The sequence below is a fragment of the Embleya sp. NPDC001921 genome (assembly GCF_053594475.1).
Window position 1 is genome coordinate 120,153 of the sequence record NZ_JBSFEO010000023.1, and the last position, 26,928, is coordinate 147,080.

Genomic DNA, 26,928 nt, shown 5'->3' on the forward strand with positions numbered 1-26,928 from the left:
CCCCGCATCCCGTCCTCGGAAGGACCCCCACGTGGCCCGCATCGTGCTGTTCCACTCGGCCTACGGGCTGCGCCCCGCCGTACACGCCGCGGCCGAGCGGCTGCGCGCGGACGGGCACGAGGTGACCGTGCCCGACCTGTACGACGGGCGCCGCACCGAGTCGGTCGAGGAGGGCATGGAGATCAAGGACGAGATCGGCGCGGACGAGTTGATCCGCCGTGCCGTGAAGGTGGCCGCCGGGCTCGGTCCCGGGCTGGTCTACGCGGGCTTCTCGCTCGGCGCCTCGATCGCCCAGAACGCCGCGTTCGCGGACTCCTCGGCGGCCGGGCTGCTGATGTTCCACGGCACCTCCGACCTGCGCGAGGACGCCGCGACCGAGGTTCCCGTGCAGTTGCACGTGGCCGAGCCGGACCCGTTCGAGACCGAGGACTGGCTCGGCACGTGGTACCTGGGCATGCGCCGGGCCGGCGCGGACGTGGAGATCCACCGCTACCGCGGCGCCGGCCACCTGTTCACCGATCCGGACCTGCCGGACTACGACCGCGAGGCCGCCTCGCGCGCCTGGGCGATCGCCTCGGACTTCCTCAGCGAGATCGACTCCGCCGCGGCCGCCGCGGCGGCCGGCGACTGAGGCTTCTTGGCCAGGTCCACGTACTTGCGCGGACCGGTCTGCGCGGGCACCTGCACGGCCGGCTGGACCTTGGCGAAGCGCCCGTTGCCGCTGTACGGGCCGACCGCCTCGTTGCCCAGCGGCGCGGGCGCGGTGGCGATCCGGGGCAAAGCGTACGGGTGCTCGCAGCGCAGGTAGTCGAGCAGCTTCTCGCGCACCTCGCAGCGCAGCGTCCACAGGTCGTCGGAGTCGCGCGCGGTCACCACGGCGCGGACCAGGATCGTGGTCGGCGTGGTGTCGGTGACGTACAGGCTCCAGCCCTGGCCGTCCCACAGACCGGTGTCCTTGAGGATGCGGTGCAGTTCCTCGCGCAGCTCGGCGACCGGCGCGGAGTGGTCCAGGTGCAGGAAGACGGTGCCGGTCATCCGGATGTCGGTGCGCGACCAGTTCTCGAACGGCCGGGAGGTGAAGTAGGAGACCGGCATGACGATCCGGCGCTGGTCCCACGTGTTCACCACCAGGTAGGTCAGGGTGATCTCCTCGATCGTGCCCATCTCCTGGTTGACCACGACCGAGTCGCCGATCCGGACCATGTCGCTGAAGGCGATCTGCAGTCCCGCGAACAGGTTGGCCAGCGCGCTCTGCGCGGCCAGACCGGCCACCACGCCGAGCAGACCTGCGGAGGCCAGCAGGCTGGTGCCGATGGTCTTCATGCCCGGGAAGGTCATGATCATCGCCGCGAAGGTGATGATGCCCACGATCGCCACGGCGGTCCGGCGGATCAACGCGATCTGGGTCTGGATCCGGCGTACCCGGCCGGTGTCCGTCGCGTTCGCCGCGTAGCGCTCGAACGAGGTGTTCACCAGCAGGGTGACCGCGTGCACGATCAGCCACGCGCACGCGGCTATCACGGTGAGGACCAGGATGTGCCGGATCATCCCGCGACTCTTGTCGGGCAGGCCCGCCGCGGGTTCGGCGAGCAGCAGGACCGAGGTGCCGAGCGTCGCCACGATCGACGCGCGGCCGCGCCGCATCATCGACCAGAGGGGTCCTGTCAGCGGCTTGCGGGTCTGTACTTCGCGGGCCAGGCGAGCCATTCCCCAGGTCACCAGACCCGTGAAGGCGATCACCGAGACGAGCACGATCAAGGGGCGAAGTATGTGCCACACGTCCACGTCGAGAGCCTCCTAGGGGGCTTGTGGTCAAACCCGTACGGTACCCGAGCGAGCCGGGCTCACCCACGCGTCCGCCACGCGCGCACCGGCCACCGCAGCCCGCGCGGGGCGCTAACGTGCGGGTCAGGCAGTGGACCGTACGGAGGACCCGCGATGTCCAAGTGGACCAGGATCGGCAAGGCCGGATTCGGCGCGGTGCGGCGCGGACAACGCTTTCGCGGCGCGTCCCGGGCGGCGGCGGAACGTTCCGCCGCCGGTGGTGCGACCGCGTTCGACCCGAATGTGGACACCCGATTGACCCCGCGACAGGCCGCGCTGCTGATCCGCTATCTGGCGGGCAAGGTGGTGCTGGGCCGGCTGGAGTTCGTGTTCCTGCTCAAGTACCTGCTGCTCGTGACGGGCCTGCCGCTGCTGTTCCTGTTCCCGCCGGCGGGGATCGTGCTGCTGGTGCTGTTCGGCCTCGCCGCGCTGGTGCAGTGGGTGATCGCGCGCGGGATCGGCCGGCTCGCCGCCTTCCACCGCCTGGGTGCGGCGGAGAACGAGATGACCGACGCGGCGACGGTGTGGTGGCCCAACCTCAAACGGGAGGCCGAACGGGTGGGCCTGCCCAGCCGGCCGCTCGCGCTGCTCAAGGTGGCGGCCGCCCGGGTCGGCCGCCGCCTGGACCCGGAGCGCGAGGCCGCGTTCGCGGCGATCGACTGGCGTGCGGTGATCCCGCGCGAGCAGTGGCAGCGGGCCCGGGTGCTGCTCGCCAAGGAGGCGGGCGGCCGGGCGGGCGAGGGGACCGCGTAGAGTCGTCTCGTCGTGTGTCACCCGGCCGCGCACTCGACGCGGGTCGCACGCCATCTCCACCACCTTCAGGACGACGCGCGGGGTCGGATGTACAAGCTGCCCGGAACGGACGAGCGGAGCGTGACCATCCCCGGCGAGCGCGCGAGGGCCGAACCGTGCTTCACGGTGCGCGGGCTGACCAGGACATATCGCACCGGGCGTCGCAAGAGCCGGCACGTGCTGACCGCGAACGACGCGATCGACCTGGACGTGCGCCGCGGCGAGATCTTCGGCCTGCTCGGCCCCAACGGCGCGGGCAAGTCCACCCTGGTCCGCCAACTCACCGGCCTGCTCCGACCGGACACCGGCACGATCGACCTGCTCGGCCACGACCTGGTGCGCCGTCCCGAGATCGCCGCCCGGCTGGTCGCCTACCTCGGTCAGGAGTCCGGCGCGCTGGACGAGTTGACCGTCGCGCTCGCCATCGAGACCACCGCGCGGCTGCGCGCCCTGGACGCCGCGCGGGCCCGGGCCGAGCGGGACGCGGTGCTCGAGGAACTCGACCTGGGCGCGATCGCGGACCGACCGCTCAAGAAGCTCTCCGGCGGCCAGCGCCGACTCGCCTGCGTCGCCACCGCGCTGGTCGGCGCCCGCCCGGTGCTGGTCCTGGACGAGCCGACCACCGGCATGGACCCGGTCGCGCGCCGCGCGGTGTGGGCCGCGGTGGATCGCCGCCGGGCCGAACAGGGCGCCACGGTGCTCCTGGTGACGCACAACGTGATCGAGGCGGAGACCGTGCTGGACCGGGTCGCGGTGCTCGACGAGGGTCGGGTGATCGCGTGCGACACGCCCGGCGGACTCAAGGCCATGGTCGGCGACGAGGTCCGGCTCGACCTGGTCTGGCGGGCCGACCCGCCGATGGACGACCCGGCGGTGAGCATGCTCGCGCAGACCGCGGTGCGCACCGGCCGGCGCTGGAGCACCCGGATGGAACCGGGGGTGGCCCGCGAACTGCTCGCCGGCGTCACCTCCGGGCCCGCGTTCGAGGCGCTCGACGACTTCACGCTGTCCACGCCGAGCCTGGAGGACGTCTACCTCGCGCTCGGCGGGCGCCACCAGGGACTGGTCAAGGGATGAGAGTGTCGACACCGGTGAGTGCAGCGAGCATCGAGGCCGTGCCGGCGAATCCGGCCGAGGCGGTGGTACCCGCCCCGGCCACGTCGCTCGGCGCGGGGCTGCTGACCGTCTACCGCGCGCAGTTGTCCCGGGTGCGGGTCTCCCGGGTCCCGCTGCTGTTCGTCGCGGTGTTCCAGTCGGTCGGCATCATGATCCTGATGCGCGGCGTGGTGGACACCGGCAGCGACAGCGCGCGCCAGGCGGTGGTGGCCGGCTCCAGCGTGCTCGTGGTCGCCTTCGTCGCGCTCAACCTGCTCGCCCAGCACTTCGGCAACCTGCGCGCGGCCAACGCGCTCGACTACTACCTGACCCTGCCGGTACGCCCCGCCGCGGTGGTGCTGGGCATCGCCGCCGCGTACGCGTCCTTCACGCTGCCCGGCACCGTGGCCACCGCCGTCATCGGCGCGCTGATGTTCCAACTGCCGCTGGCCAACCTGTGGGTGCTGCTCCTGGTCGTGCCGCTGTCCGGCGCGGCGCTGGCGGGCATCGGCGCGGTGCTCGGCCTGCTCGCGCCGCGTCCCGAACTGGCCACGCTGCTCGGCCAACTGGGCATGTCCGCCGCGCTCCTGCTCGGCGTGCTGCCCGAGGACCGGATGCCGGACGTGATTGCGCTGGCCCGCGATGTGCTGCCGTCCTCCTACGGCGTGGACGCGTTCATCGCCAGTTACGGCGACCCGGACTGGGCGGCGGTGGCGGGCAACCTCGCGGTGTGCGCGGCGGTCGGCGTGGTGATGCTCTCGTTGGCCACGTGGTCCTTCCGGCGCAGTACCCGCGCGTAGCGCCCCGGCCTCCTCGCCCCGACCACCAGACACACCGCCGCGCGGGATCGTCCCGCCGGCTCGATCCGCACATGGGACGCTGACCAGATGACGTCTGCCGGGGATTTCGCCCCCTACCCCTCGCCCGAGGGCGCGCACGTGGGCTTCGCGCCCGGGCCCGAGGCGCCCCCCACGTTGTGGCGGCGCCACCGCGCCGACGCGGTGGCGTTCGCCGTCGTGGTCGCGGCGTGCCTGGTCGTGGGTGCGATCGTGGGCCTGATCTGGGAGCAGATCACACCGCGTGTACCGCTGCTCGCGACGCAGGAGGGGGTCTTCCAGACCTCACCCGAGACCGAGACCTCGATCGCGCTGGACGGCTGGTTCGCGGTGTGCGGCGTGATCGCGGGCATCGTGCTGGCGCCGCTCGCGTTCTGGCGCTTTCGCCGGCAGGGCGTGGCCACCGCGCTCGCGCTGACCGTCGGCGGGCTGGCCGGGTCCTATCTGGCGTTCAAGGTCGGCGTGCGGCTGGGTCCGGACGGGATCATGGAGCAGGTGCGGCGGATCGGGCTGGGCAAGCGGTTCGACCAGCCGCTGGATCTCAAGGCCAAGGGCGTGCTGCTGCTGTGGCCGATCGCGTCGATGGTGATCTTTCTGGGGTTGTCCGCGGGGTTCGCGCCGGCGGATCGGGAGGAACCGGTGGCGGGTCCGTACGGGTGGCCGCCCGCTCGACCGGGAGGCCAGGGTTTTCCTTGGGAGCAACAGCAACAGCAACCGCAACAGCAACCGCAGCAACAGCAACCGCAGCAACAGCCGCCGCCGCAGCAGCCGGCTGCGCCGTCGGTGGACCTGACCAAGCGGGACTCGGACGCGGATTGAGGCCGGTCGGGGTCGGCCGGCCCGCGGCCCGCTCGAGCGCAACAGCCCGGCGGGTGTCCGAGGCCGCCGGTCAGGTTCGGCCCACGCTCGCGGTGATCGCGGTGGTGAGGCGGATCAGGTCGGTGGGGGCGAGTTCGATTTCCAGGCCGCGGCGGCCGGCGGATACGTAGATCGTGGGCAGGGTGAGGGCGGAGTCGTCCAGGACGGTGGGGTGGCGGCGCTTTTGGCCCAGGGGGCTGATGCCGCCCAGCACGTATCCGGTGGCCCGTTCGGCCGCGGCGGGGTCCGCCATCGCCGCGCGTTTGCCGCCGACCGCCGCCGCGAGGGCCTTGAGATCGAGCCGGCCCGCCACCGGGACCACCGCGACCGTCAGCGCGCCGTCCACGTCCGCCAACAGCGTCTTGAACACCCGCTCGGCCGGGACACCGAGCACGGACGCGGCCTCCTCGCCGTAGGACGCCGCGTCCGGGTCGTGCTCGTACGCGTGCACCGTGAACGCGACGCCCTCGCGGGTCAGCGCCACCGTCGCCGGCGTGCCCTGTCCGCCCTTGGTCCTGCCCTTCGCCATGTCGGCGACCCCTCGATCGGTCAGTTGGGTTCGATGCTCTGCCGCAACAACTCGACCGCCGGCAACGACGGCAGCCGGTCCAGCAGCGCCGCCTCCCGACGCAGCAGTTCCACCTCGGCGGTCAGCCGGGTGGTCGCGTCCTCGGCCTCCAGGAGCCGCTGCTTGTCGTGCGGGTCGAGCACCACCGCGGCGGCCACCAGGTAGGACAGCACCACCGGGTCGTCGGGCAACTCCGGCAGGCTCATCGGGGTGCGCTGCTGGGCCGAGAGCAACCGACGCTGGTACTCGGCGAACGCCCGGGTCGCGGCCAGACCGAGCACGTCGGCCCGCTCGCCGACCGGGTCCTCCAGGTACTCCACCTCGGCGTACAGGTACGGACCCGAGTCGTCCACGGACACCAGCCGGAACCGGGTCGCCCCGGTGGCCACCAGGTCGTAGCGGCCGTCCTCGTGCGTCTTGATCGTGGCGATCTCCGCCGTACAGCCCACCGGGTGCAGGACCTCCAGCGGATCGCCCTGGATGTCGCCCACCTCGCGCCCGGTACGCAGCGCGACCACCCCGAAGCGCTGCTCCGCCTGGGGCAGCACCTCCAGGTCCCGGACCAGCGTGCGGTACCGCTCCTCGAAGATGTGCAGGGGCAGCACCAGACCCGGATAGAGCACCGAGTTGAGCGGGAAGAGCGGAAGCCGGTCGGTCACGGTGACCAAGAGTAGGGCCTGACCGCCGGACCGCGTCGATCATTGATCTCAGGCGCGATTGAGCACCCGTGTGGCGCCCGCCGCGGCGGCCCCGGCGAGCACCCAACCGAGCAGGATGAGCGTGTACGCGAGCCACTGTCCGGCGCCGGTCGGCTTCCACGCGGCGTCCTGACCCAGGGTGACCACCGGCAGGAGCAGGTCCAGGGTGTACCAGAACGGGTTCCAGTGCGGCGCCTCGTCCGGCTTGAGCGGTGCGGGCCGGTCGGCCGCGAAGACCGCCGTGCCGACCGCGATCAGCGCGATCAGCCAGCCGAAGGCGCGCGCCGGCCGGTAGCCGTAGCCGATCGCGACGTCCTGCACGTGGCCCCACCACCGGCCCGCCGGGCCCAGTCCGGCGCGCCGCCGGCGCTGCTTGGCCAGCAGCACGGTCCGCGCCCGCTCGTCCTCGCCCGCCGCCCGGTACGCGCCGGCGAGCTGGTCGTAGGGCTGCGGGGTGTACTCCGGGGTGCCGCGCTCGACCCAGTCCACCCGCTGTTCCACGGTCATCGGCCGCTCGGCCCGCAGCACCGAGTACCGCGTCCCGGACAGGTCCAGGTCCCCCGGCGCCGGCCAGGTGTTCGGCGCGTCGGTCAGCGTGCCGAAGGTCGCGTTGGCCAGCACGATCCGCCCGCGCGGCGGTTGCGCGAGGGCCATGTGCAGGCCCTCCGCGGCCACCCGCCACATGGTCAACAGCTCGCCCGGGTCGGCGCACACCACCGCCCGGCTGAGCACGATGCCGCCGCCCAGGCGCGCGTCGTTCATCCGGACCGAACCGCGCACCGCGAACCCCACGCTCAGGTGCAGCGAGTGCTCCACCCTGATCCGCCCGAGATCCATCGCCAACTCGCCCGGGCGCTCGACGGTCGAGCCGTACAGCGTCACCCGGCCCCCGAAGCGACCGCCGTACAGGCTCACCTGGCCGGTGAAGACCGTGTTGTCCATCGACGCGTCCGCGCCGACCTGGAGGCCGTTGCCGTGCAGCGCGCCGCCGTGCCCATCCGGCCCGATCACGCAGTCGTCGATCCGCAGGTCGTTGTCCACCCGCGCGTCCAGTATCCGCAGGCCGCCCGCCACCTCGCAGGAGCGCAGCGACAGGTCGCCGTCCACCCGCATGTTGCGCCCGGCCAGCGCGGCGAGCACGCAGTTGCGCAGGTTGATCGTGCGGGTCGAGGCGACGTTCAGCACGATCTCCTCCTCGACCCGGCAGTCGATCAGGGAGACGTACACGTCCAGGCGCGCACCGCCCAACTCCAGCGCGCCCACGATCCGGGCCCCGCTCAGCCGCAGCGCCGCGGTGTGACCGGGCTCGGCGTCCGGCGGCTGGAGCAGCAGCCGGGCGAGCACCCGGGCCCGGACGGTGCGGTCCGCGCCCCACGTCGCGCCGGCCCGCGGGTCGTCGTCGGCCGGTACGCCCGTGCCCAGATCCAGCCGCTCGCCGTGCCGGTACGCCTCCCATACGCGCGCCTCGGTCGCGGTCAGATTCCCTGGCGGTGTGCTCATCCGTGGTCCCCCGACACTGGAAGGCTGCTGAGTGCCCCCATGATCGCGTGTCTCACTGTCCGACACGCCGGGACGTTCGATTCGGCACCGTCTCTACACTGGGGCAGGTGATCTCCCGTATCGACCTGCGCGGTCCCGCCTCGCGGGCTGTCCTGGACAGCCCCGCCGCACTGCGCGACGTGTTGCCCCGAGCCGACCTCGACGTCGAGGCGGCCCTGGAGAAGGTGCGCCCGATCTGCGAGGACGTGCGTCATCGCGGCGTCGAGGCGCTGGTGGAGATCACCGAGCGTTTCGACGGTGTGCGGCTGAGCGACATCCGGGTGCCCGCCGAGGCGATCGCCTCGGCGCTGGAGACGCTCGCGCCCAAGGTGCGCGCGGCCCTGGAGGAGTCCATCCGCCGGGCCCGGATCGTGCACCGCGAGCAGCGCCGGCGGGACGCCACCGTGCAGGTGGTGCCCGGCGGCACGGTCACCGAGCGGTGGGTCCCGGTCGAGCGGGTCGGGCTGTACGTGCCGGGCGGCAACGCCGTCTACCCGTCGTCGGTGATCATGAACGTGGTGCCCGCGCAGGAGGCCGGCGTCGCCTCCATGGCGGTCGCCTCGCCGCCGCAGGCCGACTTCGGCGGTCTGCCGCACCCCACCATCCTGGCCGCGTGCGCGCTGCTCGGGGTGGACGAGGTGTACGCGGTCGGCGGTGCCCAGGCGGTCGCGATGTTCGCCTACGGCGCGGGCTCGTGCGCGCCGGTGCGTTTGGTCACCGGCCCCGGCAACATCTACGTCGCCGCCGCCAAGCGGCTGCTCAAGGGCCGGATCGGGATCGACGCGGAGGCCGGTCCGACCGAGATCGCCGTGCTCGCCGACGACACGGCGGACGCCGGGCACGTCGCGGCCGACCTGATCAGCCAGGCCGAGCACGACACGCTGGCCGCGTCGATCCTGGTCACCGACTCCGAGTCGCTGGCCGACGCGGTGGTCGAGGAGCTCAAGGTGCGGGTGGACGCCACCAGGCACCGCGAGCGGGTCACCGAGGCGCTGGCCGGTCGGCAGTCCGGCATCGTGCTGGTCGACTCGGTGGACGACGGCCTGCGGGTGGTGGACGCGTACGGCGCCGAGCACCTGGAGATCCAGACCGCGGACGCGGCCGGCGTCGCGGCCCGGGTGCACAACGCGGGGGCGATCTTCGTCGGCGCGTTCGCGCCGGTCTCGCTCGGCGACTACTGCGCCGGGTCCAACCACGTGCTGCCCACCGGCGGCTGCGCGTGCCACTCCTCGGGCCTGTCGGTGCAGTCCTTCCTGCGCGGCATCCACGTCGTGGACTACTCGCGCGCGGCGCTGGCCGACGTCGCCGAGCACGTGAGCGTGCTCGCCGACGCCGAGGACCTGCCCGCGCACGGTGCGGCGGTGCGGGCCCGGTTCGCGGCCGGCGAGGTGGCCGGTCTCGCCGCGTGGGAGGAGGGCCGGTGACCGACCTGGACAGCCTGCCGATCCGGGACGAACTGCGCGGACAGTCGCCGTACGGCGCCCCGCAGTTGGACGTCGCGGTCCGGCTCAACACGAACGAGAACCCGTATCCGCTGTCGGACGCGCTGGTGGCCCGGATCGCCGAGCGGGTCGCGGTCGCAGCGCGCGACCTGAACCGCTACCCGGATCGGGACGCGGTCGAGCTGCGCACCGCGCTCGCGGCCTACCTGACCCGGACCGGCGGGCACCCGCTGAGCCCCGCCCAGGTGTGGGCGGCCAACGGCTCCAACGAGGTGCTCCAGCAACTGCTCCAGGCCTTCGGCGGCCCCGGTCGCACCGCGCTGGGCTTCGACCCGTCCTACTCGATGCACGCGCTGATCGCGCGCGGCACCGGCACCGGGTGGATCTCCGGCGCGCGCGACGCGGACTACCGGATCGACCTGGAGCACGCGCTGGCGCGGATCGCCGAACACCGCCCGAACGTGGTGTTCCTGTGTTCGCCGAACAACCCGACCGGCACCGCGCTGGCCGGCGAGGTGGTCGAGAAGGTGTACGACGCCGCGCAGGCCGCCCGGCCCTCGCTGGTGATCGTGGACGAGGCGTACGTCGAGTTCGCGCACACCGAGTCGCTGCTGCCGCTGTTGGCGGGCCGGCCGCACCTGGTGGTGACCCGGACCATGTCCAAGGCGTTCGGCGCGGCCGGCCTGCGACTGGGCTACCTCGCGGCGGACGCCGCCGTGGTGGACGCGGTCCAGCTCGTCCGGCTGCCGTACCACCTCTCGGCGGTCAACCAGGCCACCGCGCTGGCCTGCCTGGAGTTCGAGGACACGCTGCTGGGCTATGTCCGCGAGCTCAAGGAGCAGCGCGACCGGCTGGTCGCGGAACTGCGCGCGCTGGGCTGCGAGGTGACCGACTCGGACGCCAACTTCGTCCAGTTCGGCCGGTTCGAGGACCCGCACGCGGTCTGGGCGCGGATCCTCGAACACGGGGTCCTGGTCCGCGACAACGGAGTCCCCGGCATGCTGCGCGTGACCGCCGGCACGGACGCCGAGAACACGGCCTTCCTGGACGCGATGCGCCGCGTCCTGAAGGACTGAGAGAGAGTCGGAATCACCGCCATGGCAAGAATCGGTCGCGTCGAACGCGCCACCAAGGAAACCTCCGTCGAGGTCGGGATCGATCTGGACGGGTCGGGGAAGGTCGACGTCGCGACCGGCGTCGGCTTCTTCGACCACATGCTCGATCAGCTCGGCAAGCACGGCCTGTTCGACCTGACCGTCAAGACCCGCGGCGACCTGCACATCGACGCGCACCACACGATCGAGGACACCGCGCTCGCGCTCGGCGCCGCGTTCCGCCAGGCACTGGGCGACAAGAAGGGCATCCGCCGGTTCGCCGACGCGTCGGTGCCGCTGGACGAGGCGCTCGCGCAGGTCACCGTGGACCTCTCCGGCCGGCCGTACCTGGTGCACTCGGAGCCGGAGAACATCGCGCCGATGATCGGCCCGGACTACGACACCACGCTGACCCGGCACATCCTGGAGTCGTTCGTCGCACAGGCGCAGATCTGCCTGCACGTGCACGTGCCGTACGGGCGCAACGCGCACCACATCGTCGAGGCGCAGTTCAAGGCGCTGGCCCGGGCGCTGTCCGACGCGTGCGTGCTCGACCCGCGCCGGGCCGGCGTGATCCCCTCCACCAAGGGCGCGCTGTGAGCACCGGCGCGATGGTTTTGATCGTCTTCGGGCTGTTCCTGGTCGGCGGATGCATCTCCTTCGTCAAGCAGGGCCTGCCCAAGAGTGTGATCGCCCTGCTCGCCGTCGGCGCGTTCTTCTCGATCGTGGCCGGCGTCCTGAAGATCGGATAGACGCGTGCCCAAGAAGGTCATCGTCCTGGACTACGGCTTCGGGAACGTGCGTTCGGCCGAGCGGGCGCTCGCGCACGCGGGCGCCGACGTGGAGATCAGCGCCGACCACAAGGCGGCGCTGAACGCCGACGGACTGCTCGTGCCCGGCGTGGGCGCGTTCGCCGCGTGTATGGAGGGCCTCAAGTCGGTCCGCGGCGACACCATCGTGGACAAGCGACTCGCCGGCGGCCGGCCGGTGCTGGGCATCTGCGTCGGGATGCAGATCCTGTTCGCGCGCGGCGTCGAACACGGCGTGGCCACCGAGGGCTGCGCGCAGTGGCCCGGCACGGTCGAGCGCCTCGCCGCCCCCGTGGTGCCGCACATGGGCTGGAACACCGTCGAGGCACCCGCGGACAGCGTGCTGTTCCGCGACGCCGCGCCGGACACGCGGTACTACTTCGTGCACTCCTACGCGGTGCGCACGTGGGAGATGCCGGTGGTCCAGGACGGCCCGCACATCCCGCCGGACGTCACCTGGAGCACGCACGGCACGCCGTTCGTGGCCGCCGTCGAGAACGGTGCGCTCAGTGCCACCCAATTCCACCCGGAGAAGTCCGGCGAGGCCGGCGCGCAACTGCTGCGCAACTGGCTCGCGACCCTGTAGGCCCGCTCTTTCGCAGTCCCCGCCGTGCCGTGTTCGCGCCGCGCCCCTGAACGCATCGTCCGTACGAACTGTTGAGGATCCCCACCGTCATGACCCAGACCCACCGCCTCGAACTGCTGCCCGCCGTCGACGTCGCCGACGGCCAGGCCGTCCGCCTGGTCAAGGGCGAGGCCGGGTCGGAGACCTCCTACGGTGACCCGTTGACCGCCGCCCTGGCCTGGCAGAGCGCCGGCGCCGAGTGGATCCACCTGGTCGACCTGGACGCCGCGTTCGGCAAGGGGAGCAACCGCGAGCTGCTCGCCGACGTGGTCGGCCGGCTCGACGTCAAGGTCGAGCTGTCCGGCGGTATCCGCGACGACGCGTCGCTGGAGGCGGCGCTGTCCACCGGCTGCCGGCGGGTCAACCTGGGCACCGCCGCGCTGGAGACGCCGGACTGGGTGCGCTCGGCGATCGCCCGGCACGGGGACCGGATCGCGGTCGGCCTGGACGTGCGCGGCACCACGCTGGCCGGTCGCGGCTGGACCCGCGAGGGCGGCGAGCTGTTCGAGACGCTGGCCCGCCTGGACGCGGACGGCTGCGCGCGCTACGTGGTCACCGACGTGAACAAGGACGGCACCCTGACCGGCCCGAACCTGCAACTGCTGGCGGACGTGTGCGCGGCCACGGACCGCCCGGTGGTGGCCTCGGGCGGGGTGTCCTCGCTGGCGGATCTGCGCGCCATCGCCGAACTGGTGCCGCTGGGTGTGGAAGGCTCGATCGTCGGCAAGGCGCTGTACGCCCAGGCGTTCACCCTCGAAGAGGCGTTGGAGGCGGTGTCCCGGTGACGGGCAGTGACAATTTGGGCAGTGGCAACTCGGGCAATATCGGGCGGTATTCGTCCGGCGGGCGGTGGGAGGAGGCCTTCGGGTACTCGCGCGCCGTCGCGGTCGGCGACTACGTGCACGTGTCGGGCTGCACCGCGGTCGTCGAGGGCAACCTCGCGCACGAGGGCGACCCGCATCACCAGACGCTCGCGGCGTTCGCGATCGCGCTGGACGCGCTGGCGCACTTCGGGCTCGGCGCCGCGGACGTGGTGCGCACCCGGATGTTCATCACCCACGCCCGCGACTCGGACGACGTGGGCCGCGCGCACGGCGAGCTGTTCGGCGAGACCCGGCCCGCCGCGACGATGGTCGTGGTGGCCGGGCTGATCGACTCGCGGATGCTGGTCGAGGTCGAGGTGGACGCGTACCGGGGGAGGGCCTCGTGACGTTGGCCGTACGGGTGATCCCGTGTCTGGACGTGGACGCCGGCCGGGTGGTCAAGGGCGTCAACTTCCAAAACCTGCGGGACGCGGGCGACCCGGTCGAGATGGCCCGGGTGTACGACGCCGAGGGCGCGGACGAACTGGTCTTCCTCGACATCACCGCGTCCTCGGGCAACCGGGAGACCACGTACGACGTGGTCCGGCGCACCGCCGAGCAGGTGTTCATCCCGCTCACCGTCGGCGGCGGGGTGCGCGCGGTCGAGGACGTGGACAAGCTGCTGCGGGCGGGCGCGGACAAGGTGGGCGTGAACACCGCGGCCATCCAACGGCCCGAGCTGATCGCCGAGATCGCGGACCGGTTCGGTTCGCAGGTGCTGGTGCTCTCGGTGGACGCGCGGCGGCGCCGGGACGGTGCGCCGGGCTTCGAGGTGACCACGCACGGCGGGCGCACCGGCACCGGCATCGACGCGGTGGGGTGGGCCGCGAAGGCGGCCGAACTCGGCGCGGGCGAGATCCTGCTCAACTCGATGGACGCGGACGGCACCAAGGACGGCTACGACCTGGAGCTGACTCGGCTGGTCCGGGCCGAGGTGGGCATCCCGGTGATCGCCTCCGGCGGCGCGGGCGCGTTGGAGCACTTCGCGCCGGCGGTGGACGCGGGCGCGGACGCGGTGCTCGCGGCGAGCGTGTTCCACTTCGGCCTGTTGCGGATTCCGCAGGTCAAGGACGTGCTGCGGGCGACGGGCCACCGGGTCCGCTGAGCGCGCGCACGCCACGAGGAAGCCGACCGCACGCGCGGTCGGCTTTTTCGTGACCGGATGCGAAGGGATTCTTTCGAAAGATTCATTGCGAAAAGATTCCTTCGGATCTACGATGGGCCCATGAGCGAGCAGCCGCCGGCGCGCCGGATGATCAAGGACGTACAGACCCTCAAGGTGTTCACCCACCCGCTGCGGATCAGCCTGCTGCGGATGTTGCACGCCGGCGGTCCGGCCACCGCGTCGATGCTGGCCAAGCGGGTGGACGCGACGCCGGCGCTGGTCAGCTACCACGTGCGCACGCTGGCCGGGCACGGCTTCGTGGTCGAGGACCCCGAGCACGCCGAGGACGGGCGCGAGCGCTGGTGGAAGGTGGTCGAGGACCTCACCTTCTCGTTCGGCGACTTCGCCGAGGACCGGGTCGGCCGGGACCTGTCCGCGAGCATCGCCCGGGTGCTGGGCTCGCAGTCCGAGGACCGCTACCGGCGCTTCCTGGACGAGATGCAGGTGTGGGGGGCGGAGTGGGCCGGCGCGGCCTTCAGCGGCGCCCCCACGCTCCGGCTGACCGCGGCCGAACTGCGCGAACTCGCGGGCGCCATCCAGGACCTGGTGGACGGCTACCGCGACCGCGAGTCACCCGGCGCGGAGCACGTGGAGATCTACTACCGGGGCTTCCCCTACCGGCTGTGAGCCGGGGCCGGGCGAAAGGCCGCGGACGCCGCCCGCGACGCACCCCCTCGGCGCCGCACACACCGCACACACCGCACACACCGGAACGGGGACGACCATGGCCATCACCGGGACACCCGCCGGCGCGACACCGCGGCTCGCCCATCGCGACCCGCGCGTGCTGGCCTGGCTCGGTGCCTACACCGCGTCGCTGATCGGCGATCAGATCTGGTTCCTGGCGCTGTCCTGGACGGCGGTGCGCAGCGGCGACGCGACGCAGACCGGGTGGGTGCTGGCCGCCGGGTCGCTGCCCCGAGCACTGCTGATGTTGCCCGGCGGGGCGATCGCGGACCGCTACGGACCGCGCCGGGTGCTCCTCGGCAGCGACCTGGTGCGCTGCGCGGTGATGCCGGCCGCCGCGCTCGCGGTGCTCGCGGGCAGCCCCGGGATCGGGCTGCTGGTGGTGATCGCGCTGCTGTTCGGCGCGGTGGACGCGGTGTTCATGCCCGCCGTCGGCGCGCTGCCGGCGCGGTTGACCACGCGTACGCAACTGGTCCGGGTGCAGGGCATGCGCTCGTTGTCCCAGCGGGTGGCCACCGTGGTGTCCGCGCCGATCGGCGGCGCGACGCTGGCCTGGGGCGACGCCGAGGCGGCCTTCACGCTGAACGCGGCGTTGTTCGCGCTCTCCCTGACGCTGCTGTGGCGGCTTCGCCCGGGACCGGCGCCCGAGGCGGAACCGGGGCAGGAGGAGCCGGAGTCGGGCCTGCGCGCGGGCCTGCGGTATGTGGTCCGGCATCGGGTGTTGGGGCCGCTGTTGGCGGTCACCGCGCTGATGGAGCTGGGCTTCACCATCCCGATGAACATCGGCATCGTGCTGCTCGCCGACGACGCGGGCTGGGGGCCGGGCGGGATGGGCATGGTGCTGGGTGCGTGGGGGATCGGCGCGGCGATCGGCGCGCTGGCACTTGCCGTCGCGGGCCGGGTGCCGCGCCCGGCGCTCGTATTGCCGGTGGGGATGGTCGTGATGGCCGCGAGCCTGGTCGGCCTGGGCTACGCGCCCTCGCTGGGCGCGGGCGTGGCGTGCGCGGCGGCGCTGGGCCTGGGCACCGGCGTGGTCGGCGGCGCCGGGAACGCCCTGGTGCAGACCAACTGCGCGCCCGGCGCGCTCGGTCGGGTGACCGCGCTCCAGATGTTGTTCGGGGTCGGCCTGATCCCGCTGCTGTACCCGGTCGGCGGCATGCTCGCGTCGGCCCACGGCCCCTCGGTCGTGTTCGCCGCCGGCGGCGGCGCGATGCTCCTGGGGGTGCTCCTGGCGCTCGCGAGCGGAGCGTTTCGCCGCCGGCCGTGAGCCGCCGCGGGCGCGGACTCCGGCCGGCAGACGCGAAATCGGGTCACGGAAGGATTCCGGTCCCACAACGATCATCTGACCCGGAGTCAAGTAGTTGGGCCCGGCCGAGCGGTGGGTTCACCCGATCGGGCAGGCTAGGCACATGACGACGCCGCCATCACCCGGACAGGGTGGCTACCCCGGCTACGGGCAGCAGCCCGGCCAGGGTTATCCGAGCAATCAGCCGTACCCCGGGCAGCAGTACCCACAGGGTGGGCAGCAGTATCCGCCGCCGCAGAACCCGTACGGCGGCGCGCCGCAGTACCCGGGGGCCGGCGGCGGACCGCAGTACCCCGGAAACTACGGGGGCGGGGGCTACGGCGGCGGCATGCCGCCCGGCCCCAACCAGGGCGGCTCCGGCAAGGGCCCGCTGATCGCCGTGGTGATCGCCGCGATCGTCGTGGTCGGCGGCATCATCGCCACGCTGGTCGTGGTGCTGGGCGGGGACGACAAGAAGGACGACAAGGCCGGGCCCACGAACAGCGCGACCACCTCGTCCAGTTCCAAGCCGACGAGCAGCACGAGCGCGCCGACCACCCCCACCGGCCGCCCGACCACCGGCCGCCCGACCCCGCCGCGGACCACGTCCGGCACGTCCGACCCGGACCTGCCCTCGGAGGTCCGGTACGTGGACCTGTCCAAGGGCGACTGCGTCACCCTGGACGCCACGTCGGGCACCATCGACAAGACGTCCTGCAACAGCACGCACACCGGCGAGGTCTTCCTGACCTACGAGCTGACCGGCAGCACGTACCCCGGTGAGGCGGCGATCACCGACCAGACCGAGTCGAAGTGCACGCCCGCGATGAGCACGGCGCTCAGCGGCCGGTCCGACGCGTCGCAGTTCACCTTCACCTACACCTTCCCCAAGCAGCCGGGGTGGGACATCGGTCGCCGCAAGGTGACCTGCATCGCGAAGTACAAGTCGGGGCAGACACTCACCAAGCCACTGCGCTGACCCGAGCGCTCGGCCCTGGGGGAGGGATCGACGTGATGAGCACTCCCGGCGGATACCCGGGCGGCAACCACGGTTTGGGCGGCTACGGCGGGGGTGGGTACGGCGGTGGCGCGGGCGGCTATCCCGGCGGCCCCGCGGGCCCGCCGCCCGCGAACCCGCCGCCGCCCTACGACGGTCCCACGATCGGCGGCCCGCCCTACGGCGGCGGCCCTCCGTACGGTGGCGGCGGCCCACCGTACGGAGGCGGACCCCCCTACGGCCCGGCCGGCCCCGGCGGCTCCGGCGGGCGGGGCGGCGGGCGCGTGGTGGCGATCGTGGTGGTCGTCGCGCTGGTGATCGCCGGCGGCGTGATCGCCCTGGTGCTGAGCCTGGGCAAGGACGACAAGAAGGGCGACGAGGCCGGTCCGGCGGACACCGCGACCGGGCGTACGAGCGCGCCGGCGAGCACGCCGCCGCCCACGGACACCCCGGAGCCACCCTCGAGCGAGCCGCCGAGCACCCGGGCCGTCACGCCCCAGGCGACCAACTCCAACGGCAGCGTCGCGGTCAAGAAGGTCCCGCTCAGCCCGGGCGACTGCATCGCGTTCGCGGCCGTCGGCACGGACGTGGACAAGGTCGCGTGCACGGCGCCGCACGACGGGCAGCACATCCGGAACGTCGCGCTGCCGGACGGCACCTGGCCCGGCGACTCGGTGATGGACACGCAGGCGTCCGCGGTGTGCAAGCCGATCGCCGAACCCGTGATCGCCCGGCAGCCCGAGGCGGAGCAGTTGACCTGGCTCTACATCTATCCGAAGGAATCGGGCTGGAGCAGCGGCGACCGCGAGGTGCAGTGCCTGGTGTCCTACGTGGACGAGACCAAGAAGCTGACGGCGCCGCTGCGATAGCACCGCGGCGCACCGCGAGAGGACCCCGCGGCCGGACGGGGGCCGTGCGGCCCGTCCGGCCCGGGGGGCGACCGGTCGAAGACCGGGCTCAGCGCGGCGTCCTCTGCTGCGCCGTCCACGAGGCGTGCAGCCGCGAGTAGATGCCGCCGGCCCCGACCAGGCGGGTGTGCGGCCCGCGTTCGACCAGCTTGCCCGCGTCGAACACGAGCACCTCGTCGGCCGATTCGGCGGTGGACATCCGGTGCGCGATGAATACCGCGGTGCGGCCCCGGGTCAGCCCGTCCAGGGCACGCCCGATCCGTACCTCGGTGGCCGGGTCCACGGCCGACGTCGCCTCGTCCAGGACCAGCAGGTCGGGATCGGCGATGTAGGCCCGCACGAGCGCGACCAGTTGCCGCTCGCCCGCGGACAACGACTCGCCGCGCTGGCCCACCGGGGTGTCCAGGCCCGCGGCCAGCCCGGCCAGCCAATCGGCCAGCCCCAGGTCGGTGAACGCGGTGCGAATGGCCGCGTCGTCCGCGTCCGGCCGGCCGTACCGCACGTTCTCGCGCAGCGTGGCGTCGAACAGGAAGCCCTCCTGCGGCACCATCACCACCCGGGCGCGCAGCGACGAGAAGCGCACCCGGGGCAGTTCGACGCCGTCCAGCAGCACCCGGCCCTCGTCCGGGTCGACGAGGCGGGTGAGCAGCTTGGCGAACGTGGTCTTGCCCGAGCCGGTCTCGCCGACCACCGCGATCCGCGTCCTGGGCGCGAGCGTGACGTCCACGTCGTGCAGGATCCGCGGCCCGCCCGGATACCCGTACGAGACGTGGTCGAAGGCGACCTCGACCGGGCCGCGCGGGAGTTCCTCGCCCGCGTCGCCCGGGTCGGCGATGTCCGGCTCCGCGTCCAGCACCTCCAGCACCCGGCGCCAGCCCGCGAGCGCGTTCTGCGCCTCGTTGAGGATCTCCACGCCCATCTGCACCGGGCCCACGAACAGGGTGACCAGGAACAGGAAGGCGACCAGTTCGCCGACGCTGAGCTGCCCGTCGATGCCCAGCCACACACCCACCACGACCACCAGGCCGTTGGCCAGGCCGACCACGAACTCGCCCATCGGGAAGGTCAACGCGACGAACAACTGGGCGCGGGTCTGCGCGTCCCGGTGCGCGTCCACCGACGCGTCGATCCGGCGCGCGGTGCGGTCCTCGATGCCGTGCGCGCGCACGATCGCGGCGCCCACCACCGGCTCCGCGATCGCGCCGAGCATCCGGCCCATGGCCACCCGCACGTGCGAGTAGGCGGCGGCGATGCGCTTCTGCACCGCGCGCATGAAGAAGTACAGCGGCGCGAAGCACACCCACACGAGCAGCGTGAGCTGCCACGAGTAGACCAACATCAGCACCGTCACCAGCGCGATCTGCCCGACGCTGACGATCAGCAGCAGACCGCCGAACTGGATGAAGCGGCTGATCGTGTCCACGTCGCCGGTCACCCGCGAGACCAGCGAACCGCGCTTCTCGGACTGCTGGTGCAGCGTGGACAGGTCGTGGATGTGCCGGAAGGCGGCCACCCGCAGGGTGGACAGCCCGCGCTCGCTGGTGCGGTACAGGCGCACGTTCATCGCGTACGCGGACACCGCGGTGACCACCACCGCCAGCGCCGCGAGCGCGGCCATGGCGCGCACCACGGTCAGGTCCGGGCCGGCGTCGGCGCGCAGGCCCCGGTCGATGGTCTGCTGGACGGCCAGCGGCACCACGATCCGACCGGCCGTGCCCACCACGGCCAGCAACAGAGTGACGATCCAGCCCTCGGTGAACTCCGGGGTCAACCGCAGGCCCCGGCGCAGCACGCTCCATCCGGACTCGGCCGGCCGGGTCGACGCGGGGTCGGCGCCGATCCGCGACGCGGCCTTCGGCTCGGGTTCGGGTTCGGGCGCCTTGGCCGTGACGGTGGCGATACTCATGAAGCCGTGGCCTCCTCGGCCTCGCTGACGTCGATGTCGAGATCCTCGTCCGCGCCCTCGCGCGCGGCGCGCTCGTACGCGTTGACCAGTCGGCGGTAGCCCACCGAGCGGTCCAGCAACTCGTGGTGCGGGCCGCGGTCGAGCACCCGGCCGCCCTCGACGTAGATCACCTCGTCGGCGAGCGCGATGGTGGCCTTGCGGTAGGCCACCACGACCACCGTCGCGGGGCCCGCGTCGCGCAGCCCGTGCAGGATGGCAGCCTCCACCCGCGGGTCCACCGCCGAGGTGGCGTCGTCCAGGACCAGCAGGCGCGGGCGCCGCACCAGCGCCCGGGCCAGCGCGATGCGCTGGCGCTGGCCGCCGGAGAGGGTGGTCCCGCGCTCGCCCACCTGGGTGTCCAGGCCCGCGGGCAGCGCGGTCACGAAGTCGGCCTGGGCGATCCGCAGCGCCTCGTGCACCGCCGCGTCGTCCAGATCCAGGCCCAGGGTGATGTTGTCGCGCACGCTGTCGTCGAACAGGAACGCCTGCTGCGGCACCAGCGCCGCGGTGGCCGCGATCCCGCCGCGCCGGTAGTCGCGCAGATCGGTGCCGTCCAGCAGGATCGCGCCGTCGACCGGATCGACCAGGCGCACCAGGAGGGAGACCAGTGTCGACTTGCCGGACCCGGTCGGGCCGACGACCGCGATGGTGCGCCCGGGCTCGACGTCGAAGGCCACGTCGTGCAGCACGTCGGTGTCGTCGGTGTAGCCGAAGCGCACCGCGCGGGCCTGCAGGCGGGCCGGACCGGCCGAGGCGTCGCCGCCCTCGACCGCCCCGTAGGCGTGCTCGCCCTCGGCCTCCAGCACCCCCTCGACCCGGTCGAAGCCGACCACCGAGCGCGGCATGTCGCCCAGCAGCCAGCCGATCGCCCGGACCGGGAAGGCCAGCAGGGTGAACAGATAGGCCACCTGGACGAGGTCGCCGGGGGCCAGGTCCCCGTGCGAGACCCGGACCGTGCCGACCACCAGGACCAGCAGCACGCCGAAGCTGGGCAGCGCCTCCAGGATCGGGTCGAACAGCGCCCGCACCCGGCCCACCGCGATGTTCGCGTCGGCCAACTCGCGCGACGCGGCGGCGAAGCGGGTGGTCTCCTCGGTCTCGCGGCCCAGCGTCTTGACCACCAGCGCGCCGTCGAAGCTCTCGTGCGCGATCTCGGCGACGTCGGCGCGCAACTCCTGCGCGCGCATCGCCAGCGGGCCCTGCTTGCGCTGGTAGATCACATTGAGCAGGGCGATCGCCGGGAAGATCACGAAGCCGACCAGCGCGAGCGCCCAGTCGGTGAGCACCATCGAGATCGCCGCGACGAACAACATCACCACCACACCGGTGGCCATCGGCAGCGGCGCGACCGGATTCCAGGCCGCCTCGACGTCGGCGTTCGCGTTGGAGAGCAGCGTCCCGGTCGGGTGGCGGTGGTGCCACGCCAGCGGCAGCCGCAGGTACTGCCGGGTGACCCGGCGCCGGTAGGTGGCCTGGAGGCGGTACTGCATCACGCCCGCCCACAAGCGGCGCCCGATCACGCCGAACGCCTTGAGCAGCGCGACGCCGAAGATCGCCGCGAACGCGCCGATCAGCGCACCGGCCGTGGTCCGCCCGTCCCGGAACGCGGGAATGATCACCTCGTCGGTGACCCGGCCCAGCACCAGGGCCGAGCCGACCGTCATCACGCCGTACACCGCGCTCGCGCCCACCGCGGCGGCGAAGATCCGCGGTTCCTCGCGGATCGCCACGCCGATGACGCGCAGTCCTTGTCGCAGCACGACCTTGTCCGCCACGGGGCTCACTTTCACGGGGATCCGGCCGCCGCGAACGGGGCTCTCGAAGGATGGGTGTCCAATGAAAGTACAAGGCACGTCGGACGGCCCGGATTCCCCGTCGCGGACCTCGATTCGATCGGGATCGACACACCCGGTCCGGCTTGGATCGGACCTTTCCCGCATGTCACCCTGTTTCGGGCTTTCCCCGTCGGCCGTGCCGGAGCGTCGCCGGTACCCGCAACCAAACCCCGGGTCGGTCTCGTCTCCACGGGCGTGCCCTGACCATGATCCATAGGACCGAGGACGCCGCTGTGGGCCTGACCAGCCTCAAACTGATAATCCTGCTCGGCGTCGTCGCCTTCGCGGCGGCCGCGGCCGCCGTGTACTTCTGGCCCAAGTTGTCCCGCCAGGGGGTGCTGCCGATCCTGGGACGGGTCGGCATCCTGCTGAGCACGCAGGTGCTGCTGATGGCCACCGTCGCGGTGATCGGCAACCGCTACTTCGTCTTCTACACGACCTGGGACGACCTGCTCGGGCACACGGGCAAGCCCGTGGTGAACTTCGGCACCAACGGTCCCGGTGACGTGCCCAAGCTGGTCAAGGAGAACGGGACCGAGACGATAGACGTCCCGCAGGGCAAGAACCCGCAGGCCGCGGGCCAGATCATGCAGGTGGACGTGGCAGGGCGACGCAGCGGGCTGGGCACAGCCGCGCTGGTCTACCTGCCGCCGCAGTACTTCCAGGCCCAATACAAGGACCGGCGCTTCCCGGTCGTGGTCGTGCTCACCGGCTACCCCGGCAACGAGCGCAACCTGGTCACCCGCCTGGAACTGCCCAAGTTCGCCGCCAACGAGATCGCCGCCGGCCGGGTCCAGCCGACCATCTACGTGATGATGAAGCCGAGCGTCGGCGTCGCCCGCGACACCGAGTGCACCGACGTGCCCGGCGGGCCGCAGGTGGGCATGTTCTTCAGCCAGGACCTGCCGGAGGCGATCAGCCAGGCCTACCGGGTCGCCCCCGGACCGCGCGGCTGGGGCATGCTCGGCGACTCCACCGGCGGCTACTGCGCGGCCAAGCTCCCGATGCTGCACTCGGACCGGATCGGCGCGGGCGTCGCGCTGTCCGCCGACTACGGCGCGCCGATGGACGGCGACACCGGCGACCTGTACGGCGGAAGCAAGGCGTACCGCAACCAGCACGACCTGATGTGGCGGCTGAAGAACATGCCGATGCCACCCGTCAGCCTGCTGCTCACCAGCAGCGAGAGCGGTGAGCCGAACCTGGCCGACACCAAGGAGTTCCAGCGGCTGGCCAAACCGCCGCTGAAGGTGGACACGCTGCTCCTGCCCACCGGCGGGCACAACTTCAAGACCTGGCAGGCGCTCCTGCCGGACGCGCTGCGCTGGATGAGCGCGCAGCAGAACACCGATCAGCCCAAGGACTCCGCGCCGATCGCCGCGTCGCCGTGACCGCACCGCCGCCCGTACGCCCCCGACCGCGTGCCACCGACCGGACGCCCCCGACCGCGTGCCCCGACCGGACGCGTGACCGCACACCCGTGACCGCGCCCCCTTGACCGCGCCCGGTGCGGGCCGAAGGATCGGCACATGCCGACTTCCCACGCCCGCACCGAACGGGCCGCGCTCGCCGAACTCCTGCGCGTGCTCGGCCCGGACGCGCCGACCCTGTGCGAGGGCTGGACCACCCGCGACCTCGCGGCGCACCTGGTGATCCGCGAGCGGCGCCCCGACTCCGCGCCCGGCATCATGTTCCGGGCGCTCGCCGGCCACACCGAGAAGGTCCGGCTGCGGCAGGCGGCCAAGCCGTACGAACAGAGCGTGCGCCTGGTCGCCGACGGCCCGCCGCGGCTGTCCGTGTTCGGCATCCCCGGCGTGGACGCGGCCGCCAACACGATGGAGTACTTCATCCACCTGGAGGACGTGCGCCGCGCGCAGCCCGGCGGCGCCGAGCCGCGCGAACTGGACCCCGCGCTCACCGAGATCCTGTGGAAGCGGGCCGTCGGCGCCTCGCGGATCGCGCTGCGCGGCGTCCCGGTCGGCGTGGCGCTGCGCCGCACCGACACCGGACCCGACGAACAGCCCAGGACCATCCACAGGGGCACGCCCGTGGTGACCCTGAGCGGACACCCGGGCGAACTGCTGCTGTACCTGTTCGGCCGCAAGGACCGCGCCCGGGTCGACCTGGACGGCGACCCGGCCGCGATCGACACCCTGCGTACGGCCCGTACCGGCCTGTGAACACCGAACCGGTCGGCCCGCGCGGGTCTGCGACAATGCGCGCATGACCGGTGCCACCCACCCGCCCGCGCGGCCGTCCGACCTCGACCCGACCATCGCCGCACGCCTCAAGCGCGACCCCGACGGCCTGATCGCCGCCGTCGCGCAGGCCGGCGACACGGGCGAGGTGCTGATGGTCGGCTGGATGGACGACGAGGCCCTGCATCGCACGCTGACCACCGGCCGATGCACCTACTGGAGCCGCAGCCGGCAGGAGTACTGGGTCAAGGGCGACACCTCCGGCCACGTGCAGAAGGTGCTCTCGGTCGCGCTCGACTGCGACGGCGACGCCGTGCTGGTGCGGGTCGAGCAGACCGGCGCCGCGTGCCACACCGGCGACCGCACGTGCTTCGACGCGGACGTCCTGCCCGTCTCCGACTGACCGCCGCCGACCCCGGGCCCGCGTGGCCCCGGCTCCGCCCGACCTCGCTGCCCGGGAGATTGCGCACGCCATGACCACCGGAACCGTCACCCCCGACCTCGACACCTTCCGGGCGCTCGCGCGCGACCGGCGGGTCATCCCCGTCACCCGGCGCTTCCTGGCCGACGGCGACACCCCCGTCGGGCTGTACCGCAAGCTCGCCGCCGAACGGCCGGGCACCTTCCTGTTGGAGTCCGCCGAGAACGGCCGTTCGTGGTCCCGCTATTCGTTCGTGGGCGTGCGCAGCGCGGCGGTGCTCACCGAGGCTGCCGGCCGGGCCCGCTGGCTGGGCACCCCGCCGGTGGGCGTGCCGGTGGACGGCGATCCGCTGGAGGTACTGCGGGCCACCGTGGCCGCGTTGCACACCCCGCACGGCGTCCCGGGCCTGGAACTGCCGCCGCTGACCGGCGGGATGGTCGGCTACCTCGGCTACGACGTGGTGCGTCGGCTGGAGCGGCTGCCCGACGAGACCGTGGACGACCTGCGGGTGCCGGAACTGATGATGTTCCTGGCCACCGACCTCGCGGTGCTCGACCACGTGGACGGCAGCGTGTTGTTGATCGCCAACGCGATCAACCACGACAACCGCGAGTCCGGCGTCGACGAGGCCTACCGCGCGGCGGTGGCCCGGCTGGACGCGATGACCGCCGACCTGGCCCGGCCGACCGGACTGGCCGCCGCCTCGTTCGAGCGCACCGCGCCGGCGGAGGCGGTCGGCCCGTGGGGCTCGCCCGCCTATCGCAAGGCGGTGGAGGCGGCCAAGGAGGAGATCCGGGCCGGCGAGGCGTTCCAGATCGTGCTGTCCCAGCGCTTCGAGATGCCCACCGAGGCCGGCGCGCTGGACGTGTACCGGATCCTGCGCGCGACCAACCCCAGCCCGTACATGTACCTGTTCCGGCTGCCGGGCCCGGACGGCGGCGCCGAGGGCGGCTTCGACGTGGTCGGCTCCAGCCCCGAGGCGCTGGTCAAGGTCGAGAACGGGCGCGCGATGCTGCACCCGATCGCGGGCACCCGCCCGCGCGGCGCCACCCCCCAGCAGGACGCCGACCTGGCCGAGGAGTTGCTCGCCGACCCGAAGGAGCGCGCCGAGCACCTGATGCTGGTCGACCTGGGCCGCAACGACCTGGGCCGGGTCTGCGCGCCCGGCACGGTCGAGGTGATCGACTTCATGTCGGTCGAGCGGTACAGCCACGTGATGCACATCGTGTCCACCGTGGTGGGCGAGTTGGCCCCGGACCGCACCGCGCTGGACGTGTTCGCCGCGTGCTTCCCGGCGGGCACCCTCTCCGGCGCGCCCAAGCCGCGCGCGATGGAGATCATCGAGAACTTCGAGCCGACCCGGCGCGGGCTGTACGGCGGTTGCGTGGGCTACGTCGACTTCGCCGGCGACCTGGACACCGCGATCGCGATCCGCACCGCGCTCATCCGCGACGGCGTGGCGTACGTCCAGGCCGGTGCGGGCGTGGTGGCCGACTCCTCGCCCGAGGCCGAGGACATCGAGTGCCGCAACAAGGCGGCGGCGGTGCTGCGCGCGATCGCCATCGCGGGGACGCTGGCGCCGGCGCACGAGGTGTAGGGCGGGTCTTCGCCGTTCGGCGGCGTGGGTCATGCTGGTGGCATGACCGACGCGAGGACCGAGGCCGGCGCAGCGCGCAGGGGCACCGAGACGCACGACCGAGCGATCGCGGAGCCCGCGAACGCGGCAGACGCGGCCGATACGGCGGACGCGGCGGCCGCGCGGGAGCGCAGGGCGGCCCGCCGGGAGTTGACCGTCGCGGTGCTGCTGGCCCTGGTCGGCGCGGCCGTGGTGCTCTCGGTGGCGGGGCGTACGTGGGCGGAGGGCACCGCGCCGGTGCACGGCTCGCGGATCGCGGTGCACGCGAGCGGCAACACGATCAACAAGGCCACCTCCGCGCTCGCGCTGCTCGGCCTCGCGGGCGGCCTCGCGGTGCTCGCCACCCGCACGATCGGGCGCACCGTGATCGGCGTGCTGGTGGCGCTGGCCGGGCTCGGGGTCGCGGTGCTGGCCGTGCGAGGTGCCGGCGACACGTCGGCGGTGAACTCCGAGGCGGCGGGCAAGGCGGCCGTCGAGGGGGTTCGCGCGGTGGACGTCGGCCACACGATCTGGCCGTGGTTCGCGGCCGTGGGCGGCGTGCTGATCCTGCTGGCCGGTCTGTTCGTGGTGCTCCGGGGCCGGCGCTGGCCCGGGATGTCCAACCGCTACGAGGCCCCCGCGGGCAAGGCGGCCGCCGTCGGGCGCGGCCCGGTCGGCAACGCCGATCTGTGGAACGCGCTCGACCGCGGCGAGGACCCCACGCGCTGAGCACTGCTCTCGACGGGTGACAATAAGACTCGCGCGGTTGTGATCGCGGCGCCCAGGACGGTGTCGCGGCAGCCGCGCACAAGCGTGTGAATGTGAAGCC

The 26,928-nt window shown here is 72.9% G+C and carries 28 protein-coding genes; 22 read left to right on the plus strand and 6 right to left on the minus strand.

Annotation, left to right across the window (positions count from 1 at the left end; genetic code table 11):
- Nucleotides 1-31: 31 nt before the first annotated feature.
- Nucleotides 32-631, plus strand: a complete 600-nt coding sequence (locus ACWCPW_RS26120) for a dienelactone hydrolase family protein (RefSeq protein ID WP_449764018.1) — start codon at nucleotides 32-34, stop codon at nucleotides 629-631.
- On the opposite strand, the gene ACWCPW_RS26125 is transcribed toward ACWCPW_RS26120, so the two are convergent.
- The gene (locus tag ACWCPW_RS26125; protein WP_449764062.1) at nucleotides 535-1,779 is read right to left on the minus strand and encodes a mechanosensitive ion channel family protein; all 1,245 of its coding nucleotides are present in this window, start codon (nucleotides 1,777-1,779) and stop codon (nucleotides 535-537) included. The genes ACWCPW_RS26120 and ACWCPW_RS26125 overlap by 97 nt on opposite strands.
- 159 nt (nucleotides 1,780-1,938) lie before the next feature.
- On the opposite strand from ACWCPW_RS26125, the gene ACWCPW_RS26130 reads away from it, so the two are divergent.
- From ACWCPW_RS26130 to ACWCPW_RS26145, 4 genes are all read left to right on the plus strand, one after another.
- Nucleotides 1,939-2,577 carry a hypothetical protein gene (locus tag ACWCPW_RS26130; RefSeq protein ID WP_449764019.1) on the plus strand — a complete coding sequence of 213 codons (639 nt, stop codon included), beginning with the start codon at nucleotides 1,939-1,941 and terminating at the stop codon, nucleotides 2,575-2,577.
- A gap of 87 nt (nucleotides 2,578-2,664) precedes the next feature.
- Nucleotides 2,665-3,693 carry an ABC transporter ATP-binding protein gene (locus ACWCPW_RS26135; RefSeq protein ID WP_395862458.1) on the plus strand — a complete coding sequence of 343 codons (1,029 nt, stop codon included), beginning with the start codon at nucleotides 2,665-2,667 and terminating at the stop codon, nucleotides 3,691-3,693.
- 14 nt (nucleotides 3,694-3,707) lie between these two features.
- A complete protein-coding gene (locus ACWCPW_RS26140) occupies nucleotides 3,708-4,511 on the plus strand; it encodes an ABC transporter permease (protein WP_449764020.1) in 804 nt (267 codons plus the stop codon).
- An 87-nt stretch (nucleotides 4,512-4,598) separates the two neighbouring features.
- Entirely contained in the window at nucleotides 4,599-5,366 is a 768-nt protein-coding gene (locus tag ACWCPW_RS26145; RefSeq protein WP_449764021.1) for a hypothetical protein, read from the plus strand.
- A gap of 70 nt (nucleotides 5,367-5,436) precedes the next feature.
- Here the strand turns inward: ACWCPW_RS26145 and ybaK are convergent, their stop codons facing one another.
- Genes ybaK through ACWCPW_RS26160 form a run of 3 tightly spaced genes read right to left on the minus strand, consistent with a single transcriptional unit; the run spans nucleotide 5,437 to nucleotide 8,171 of the window.
- Nucleotides 5,437-5,934, minus strand: coding sequence for a Cys-tRNA(Pro) deacylase (gene ybaK / locus ACWCPW_RS26150; RefSeq protein WP_449764022.1), 498 nt, complete (start codon nucleotides 5,932-5,934; stop codon nucleotides 5,437-5,439).
- A 20-nt stretch (nucleotides 5,935-5,954) separates the two neighbouring features.
- Nucleotides 5,955-6,641, minus strand: coding sequence for an LON peptidase substrate-binding domain-containing protein (locus ACWCPW_RS26155; protein WP_449764023.1), 687 nt, complete (start codon nucleotides 6,639-6,641; stop codon nucleotides 5,955-5,957).
- Between the two features lie 39 nt (nucleotides 6,642-6,680).
- Entirely contained in the window at nucleotides 6,681-8,171 is a 1,491-nt protein-coding gene (locus ACWCPW_RS26160) for an oxidoreductase (protein ID WP_449764024.1), read from the minus strand.
- Between the two features lie 107 nt (nucleotides 8,172-8,278).
- On the opposite strand from ACWCPW_RS26160, the gene hisD reads away from it, so the two are divergent.
- The 12 genes from hisD to ACWCPW_RS26220 all read left to right on the plus strand — a co-directional run bounded on the left by hisD (nucleotide 8,279) and on the right by ACWCPW_RS26220 (nucleotide 18,046).
- Entirely contained in the window at nucleotides 8,279-9,634 is a 1,356-nt protein-coding gene (gene hisD / locus ACWCPW_RS26165; RefSeq protein WP_449764025.1) for a histidinol dehydrogenase, read from the plus strand.
- Complete coding sequence (locus ACWCPW_RS26170) at nucleotides 9,631-10,728, plus strand: histidinol-phosphate transaminase (protein ID WP_449764026.1); 1,098 nt, start codon at nucleotides 9,631-9,633, stop codon at nucleotides 10,726-10,728. The genes hisD and ACWCPW_RS26170 overlap by 4 nt, the downstream gene beginning before the upstream one ends.
- A gap of 21 nt (nucleotides 10,729-10,749) precedes the next feature.
- On the plus strand, nucleotides 10,750-11,346 hold the full coding sequence (gene hisB / locus ACWCPW_RS26175; RefSeq protein ID WP_406295720.1) for an imidazoleglycerol-phosphate dehydratase HisB: 597 nt from the start codon (nucleotides 10,750-10,752) through the stop codon (nucleotides 11,344-11,346).
- Complete coding sequence (locus ACWCPW_RS26180) at nucleotides 11,343-11,498, plus strand: hypothetical protein (protein ID WP_395862810.1); 156 nt, start codon at nucleotides 11,343-11,345, stop codon at nucleotides 11,496-11,498. The genes hisB and ACWCPW_RS26180 overlap by 4 nt, the downstream gene beginning before the upstream one ends.
- Before the next feature lie 4 nt (nucleotides 11,499-11,502).
- Nucleotides 11,503-12,141, plus strand: coding sequence for an imidazole glycerol phosphate synthase subunit HisH (gene hisH / locus ACWCPW_RS26185; protein ID WP_449764027.1), 639 nt, complete (start codon nucleotides 11,503-11,505; stop codon nucleotides 12,139-12,141).
- Between the two features lie 89 nt (nucleotides 12,142-12,230).
- Nucleotides 12,231-12,965 carry a bifunctional 1-(5-phosphoribosyl)-5-((5-phosphoribosylamino)methylideneamino)imidazole-4-carboxamide isomerase/phosphoribosylanthranilate isomerase PriA gene (gene priA, locus ACWCPW_RS26190; RefSeq protein WP_449764028.1) on the plus strand — a complete coding sequence of 245 codons (735 nt, stop codon included), beginning with the start codon at nucleotides 12,231-12,233 and terminating at the stop codon, nucleotides 12,963-12,965.
- A complete protein-coding gene (locus ACWCPW_RS26195; protein WP_449764029.1) occupies nucleotides 12,962-13,390 on the plus strand; it encodes a RidA family protein in 429 nt (142 codons plus the stop codon). Before priA ends, ACWCPW_RS26195 begins: the two co-directional genes overlap by 4 nt.
- Nucleotides 13,387-14,148: an imidazole glycerol phosphate synthase subunit HisF gene (hisF, locus tag ACWCPW_RS26200; protein ID WP_449764030.1), complete on the plus strand. Its 762-nt coding sequence runs from the start codon at nucleotides 13,387-13,389 to the stop codon at nucleotides 14,146-14,148. Before ACWCPW_RS26195 ends, hisF begins: the two co-directional genes overlap by 4 nt.
- A 120-nt stretch (nucleotides 14,149-14,268) precedes the next feature.
- Complete coding sequence (locus ACWCPW_RS26205; RefSeq protein ID WP_449764031.1) at nucleotides 14,269-14,835, plus strand: helix-turn-helix domain-containing protein; 567 nt, start codon at nucleotides 14,269-14,271, stop codon at nucleotides 14,833-14,835.
- Between the two features lie 97 nt (nucleotides 14,836-14,932).
- A complete protein-coding gene (locus tag ACWCPW_RS26210; protein ID WP_449764032.1) occupies nucleotides 14,933-16,162 on the plus strand; it encodes an MFS transporter in 1,230 nt (409 codons plus the stop codon).
- Nucleotides 16,163-16,304: 142 nt separating this feature from the next.
- Entirely contained in the window at nucleotides 16,305-17,159 is an 855-nt protein-coding gene (locus ACWCPW_RS26215) for a septum formation family protein (protein ID WP_449764033.1), read from the plus strand.
- 35 nt (nucleotides 17,160-17,194) lie between these two features.
- Nucleotides 17,195-18,046, plus strand: coding sequence for a septum formation family protein (locus ACWCPW_RS26220; RefSeq protein ID WP_449764034.1), 852 nt, complete (start codon nucleotides 17,195-17,197; stop codon nucleotides 18,044-18,046).
- A gap of 88 nt (nucleotides 18,047-18,134) precedes the next feature.
- Here ACWCPW_RS26220 and ACWCPW_RS26225 read toward each other — a convergent pair whose 3' ends face one another.
- Together ACWCPW_RS26225 and ACWCPW_RS26230 are read right to left on the minus strand one after the other, a co-directional pair.
- Complete coding sequence (locus ACWCPW_RS26225; protein ID WP_449764035.1) at nucleotides 18,135-19,991, minus strand: ABC transporter ATP-binding protein; 1,857 nt, start codon at nucleotides 19,989-19,991, stop codon at nucleotides 18,135-18,137.
- Complete coding sequence (locus tag ACWCPW_RS26230; RefSeq protein WP_449764036.1) at nucleotides 19,988-21,805, minus strand: ABC transporter ATP-binding protein; 1,818 nt, start codon at nucleotides 21,803-21,805, stop codon at nucleotides 19,988-19,990. Before ACWCPW_RS26230 ends, ACWCPW_RS26225 begins: the two co-directional genes overlap by 4 nt.
- A 266-nt stretch (nucleotides 21,806-22,071) precedes the next feature.
- On the opposite strand from ACWCPW_RS26230, the gene ACWCPW_RS26235 reads away from it, so the two are divergent.
- From ACWCPW_RS26235 to ACWCPW_RS26255, 5 genes are all read left to right on the plus strand, one after another.
- The gene (locus ACWCPW_RS26235; protein ID WP_449764037.1) at nucleotides 22,072-23,256 is read left to right on the plus strand and encodes an alpha/beta hydrolase; all 1,185 of its coding nucleotides are present in this window, start codon (nucleotides 22,072-22,074) and stop codon (nucleotides 23,254-23,256) included.
- A gap of 138 nt (nucleotides 23,257-23,394) precedes the next feature.
- Nucleotides 23,395-24,045 carry a TIGR03085 family metal-binding protein gene (locus tag ACWCPW_RS26240; protein WP_449764038.1) on the plus strand — a complete coding sequence of 217 codons (651 nt, stop codon included), beginning with the start codon at nucleotides 23,395-23,397 and terminating at the stop codon, nucleotides 24,043-24,045.
- Between the two features lie 43 nt (nucleotides 24,046-24,088).
- Entirely contained in the window at nucleotides 24,089-24,466 is a 378-nt protein-coding gene (hisI, locus tag ACWCPW_RS26245) for a phosphoribosyl-AMP cyclohydrolase (RefSeq protein ID WP_355537328.1), read from the plus strand.
- 70 nt (nucleotides 24,467-24,536) lie between these two features.
- Nucleotides 24,537-26,081, plus strand: coding sequence for an anthranilate synthase component I (locus ACWCPW_RS26250; RefSeq protein WP_449764039.1), 1,545 nt, complete (start codon nucleotides 24,537-24,539; stop codon nucleotides 26,079-26,081).
- 42 nt (nucleotides 26,082-26,123) lie between these two features.
- Nucleotides 26,124-26,828: a TIGR02234 family membrane protein gene (locus ACWCPW_RS26255; RefSeq protein ID WP_449764040.1), complete on the plus strand. Its 705-nt coding sequence runs from the start codon at nucleotides 26,124-26,126 to the stop codon at nucleotides 26,826-26,828.
- The last annotated feature ends 100 nt before the right edge of the window (nucleotides 26,829-26,928 follow it).